Origin of the sequence: Mycobacterium sp., from assembly GCF_035570115.1 — a bacterium.
Lineage (GTDB): Bacteria > Actinomycetota > Actinomycetes > Mycobacteriales > Mycobacteriaceae > Mycobacterium.
Map to the genome: position 1 here is coordinate 1 of NZ_DATMLH010000290.1, position 3,447 is coordinate 3,447.

At 63.2% G+C, this 3,447-nt stretch carries 3 protein-coding genes and 1 pseudogene; all 4 read left to right on the forward strand.

Annotated elements, in window-relative coordinates; translation table 11 throughout:
- Positions 1–219: pseudogene (locus VNW74_RS27605) on the forward strand (hypothetical protein); the annotation flags it as partial.
- A 10-nt stretch (positions 220–229) separates the two neighbouring features.
- The gene (locus VNW74_RS27610) at positions 230–1,354 is read left to right on the forward strand and encodes a VOC family protein (RefSeq protein ID WP_325682803.1); all 1,125 of its coding nucleotides are present in this window, start codon (positions 230–232) and stop codon (positions 1,352–1,354) included.
- Positions 1,351–2,289, forward strand: coding sequence for a fumarylacetoacetate hydrolase family protein (locus VNW74_RS27615; RefSeq protein WP_325682805.1), 939 nt, complete (start codon positions 1,351–1,353; stop codon positions 2,287–2,289). Before VNW74_RS27610 ends, VNW74_RS27615 begins: the two co-directional genes overlap by 4 nt.
- On the forward strand, positions 2,286–3,447 hold a 1,162-nt coding region (locus VNW74_RS27620), incomplete at its 3' end, for a cytochrome P450 (RefSeq protein ID WP_325682807.1). The genes VNW74_RS27615 and VNW74_RS27620, both read left to right, overlap by 4 nt.

The following is a 3,447-nucleotide window of genomic DNA, read 5'->3' on the forward strand; positions in this document are numbered from 1 at the left end:
GAACGCGGAATGCCACTGAAGATCGTCGATATCCGCGAGGATCGTGCCCGCACACTGTATGAGCGCGACCTGGTGCTGATCCGGCCCGATCATCATGTCGCCTGGCGCGGCAACACCGTCCCCGACCGACCCGGCGCCATCCTCGACCGCGTTCGTGGCGCCGCACCAGCCTCGCCAGTCCAGATCGCGCATCGCCATCTCGTCGACTCCAACAATTGAGGTAACAGCGATGACCAAAACGGCACATCAAGACCTGCACAGCGAGCACGGCGCCCGCAAAGGCGAGCACCCCGGGCGATCCCGTAACCCGGTAATCAAGGTTCATGACATTGCCTGGCTTGAATTCGAAAAGCCCGACCTGACCCAGGCCGAGGCGTTCGCGCGCGCGTTCGGTTTCACAACCACCTTCCGTACCGGCAGTGAGTTGCAACTACGCGGAACCGAGCCTGGTGCGCCGTGCGTGCTCATCCGCCTGGGCGCAACCACACGCTTTCGCGGCATTGCATTCACCGCGCAGGATGAGGACGACCTGCGGCGCTTGGAGAAGGCAACCGGCGCCCGAACCCACGCGTTGCCCGACAGTATCGGCGGGAGGGCAATCGATCTGGTCGATCCCAGCGGCATCCCCGTGCACGTCGTTGCAGGCACCCACCAGCTCGAGGCGTTACCCACGCAGACGCCACACACGTTCAACTTTGGCGACGATCTCAATCGCGTCAACGCAACCCAACGGCCACCACGCGTTCCGACCAAGGTCGAGAGGCTTGGCCACGTGGTGCTACAGACCACTACGTACACCAAGGCGCTGAATTGGTATCTGGACAACCTCGGCATGATCGTGAGTGATTTTCAGTTCTTCCCCGGCCAGCGCGATCGCGGGCCGACGATGAGCTTCATCAGGTGTGACCGTGGGATGTCACCGGCCGATCACCACACACTGGCGTTAGCTTTGGGCCCGACGAACCGCTACCTGCATTCGGCGTATCAGGTGTGCGATCTCGACGCGCTGGCCGCCGGCGGTGAGTACCTCAAAGATCTTGGCTATTACCGATCCTGGGGAATCGGCCGCCACATTCAGGGTAGCCAGATTTTCGACTACTGGCGCGACCCTGACGGGTTCATCGTCGAACACTTCGCGGACGGCGATATGTTCGACTGCACGCTTGAACCCGGTTGGGCGCCGCTCACTGCGTCGGGGCTGTCCCAGTGGGGCCCGCGCGCCACCAACGACTTCCTCGGCATCAGCCCCAAACACATTCGCCGCGAAGCCCAGTCGATGCTCAGCGGACTTCGCGGCGACAACGAGTTCGACGTCCGCCGCCTGATCGGCCTGCTGAAAGTAGCCAAATCATGACGATCTCCGTCCTTCGCACCGTCGATGCCTGGTGGGTCCAAAACCCTGACGGCGCAGCCAAGATCAACACCGGCGCCACCACCACCGCGGAGCTACTGCGCGACCGCGCCGCCGTCGAGGCCGCCGCCCACAGCAGCGACACCGTGCCTGTTGACAGCCTCAAGTTGGTGTCTCCGGTAACGAAGCCGTGCCGGGTGGTGGCCCAGATGACCAATTTCGCTTCCCATGTGAAGGACAGCGGCGGGGACCCCAAGACCGTCCCGCTGACCTTCTTCCGCAAATCGTCGGCCTCGATTACCGGACCGTCCGACGACATCATTAAACCCGGCCACGTGCGGCTCTTGGACTACGAGGTCGAGATCGGCCTGGTCATCGGCCGCGACATCCCGGTCGGCACAACGATCTCCGAGTCGAACCTGTCCGATTTCGTTGCTGGCTTGGTGGTCACCAATGACGTTTCGGCCCGCGACGTCCAGCTGCCGCAGACCCAATTCTACGAAGCCAAGTCGTACCCGACCTTCACCCCGGTCGGTCCGGCGCTGGTGCTGTTGGACGCCTCCGAGCTCAAGCGGTTCGGCGACTTGCGACTGCGCCTGAAGGTCAACGGTGAAATCCGCCAGGACAGCGTCGTTGAGGGTGACATGATGTACAAGCCGGTGCAGGCGCTGCAGTCGCTGGCCCGGTTCCAGGACCTGGCCGCGGGCGATTTGATCCTGACCGGCACGCCCGTCGGGACCGCGATAAGCGCACCGTCCAAGGTGGTCCAGATCGTCGCCTCGCTGCTGCCGCCGGACGTCAAGTGGAAGGCATTCTTCAAACGCCAGGCCGAAAACCCGAAGTACCTGCATGACGGCGACATCGTCGAAGCCAGCGTCGCCACCAACGACGGTGCTGTTGATCTGGGTACCCAGCGCAACATCGTGAGGTATGAGTGAACACGGCTGGTGTGCCCGTCTACAAGCCAGATATCTACTCGGTAAACGCGATCGTTAATCCCTATCCGCATTATCGGCGGTTGCGAGACCTCGGCCCCATCGTGTGGCTGACCAAACACAAGGTGTACGCGCTGCCCCGGTACGCCGAAAGTAGGGCCGTGCTGCTTGATGACAAGACTTTTCTGTCGGGACATGGCGTCGCTCTCAATAGGATCGCCAACCGCATCTCCCGAGGCACGACGCTCAACAGCGATGGCGTCGAACACGATCAGCGACGCAAGCTCCTCGCGCATCGACTGCTGCCGCGCTCGCTGCGTGCGATCAGCGCCGGCGTGGACGCGACGGCCGCCGCCGTCGTCGCAGCCGCGCTCAACAAAGGCGAGATCGATGGCGTCAACGACCTTGCGGCCGCGCTGCCGCTGGCTGTGGTCCCCGACCTCATCGGTTGGCCCCGAGATCAGCGCGGCCACCTCATCGAATGGGGCGGAGCCACTTTCGACATCCTCGGGCCGCTCAACTGGCAAGCGATCAAGGCCATGCCCGTCGCGTTTCGAATGCTGCACTTCGCCCGCCGCGCCGTACGCGAGCGCACATTTCTCGACGGCAGCATGGCAGACGAACTGCTGAGAGCCGCCGACGAAGGCAAGCTGTCGCATGCCGAATGTCCGGCACTAATGGTCGATTATCTCGCGCCGTCGATAGACACCACCATGAGTGCCATCTCGAATGCGTTGTACTTGTTCGCCAGCCACCCTGAGCAGTGGCAGCTGCTCAAAGATCAGCCACAGCTCATGGCGAACGCGGTGAACGAAGTGGTCCGTCTTGAGCCACCATTGCGCGCATTCGCGCGCCGCGCGAGTCGGCAGACTGAAATTAGCGGTGTGAGCATCCCATCCGGCGCCCGCGTCCTGGTGATGTACGCCTCAGCCAACCGCGACGACCGGGAGTGGGCAAGGCCTGAGGTCTTCGACATCAGCCGTGACGCGGGCCGGCAAATCGGCTTCGGGCAGGGCGCGCACGCGTGCGCCGGTCAGAGCTTGGCGCGCTTGGAAACGACCGCCGTACTGCGCGCGCTCATCGAGCGGGTTGATCGAATGGAAGTCACCGGTTCACCGACGTGGGCGATTAACAGCATCATCCACCGCCATGAACATCTGC

What these genes read in the sequence shown, in the direction of transcription:
- VNW74_RS27610 (WP_325682803.1), top strand. Translation starts at nt 230, where the DNA reads ATGACCAAAACGGCACATCAAGACCTGCACAGCGAGCACGGCGCCCGC.
- VNW74_RS27615 (WP_325682805.1), top strand. Translation starts at nt 1,351, where the DNA reads ATGACGATCTCCGTCCTTCGCACCGTCGATGCCTGGTGGGTCCAAAAC.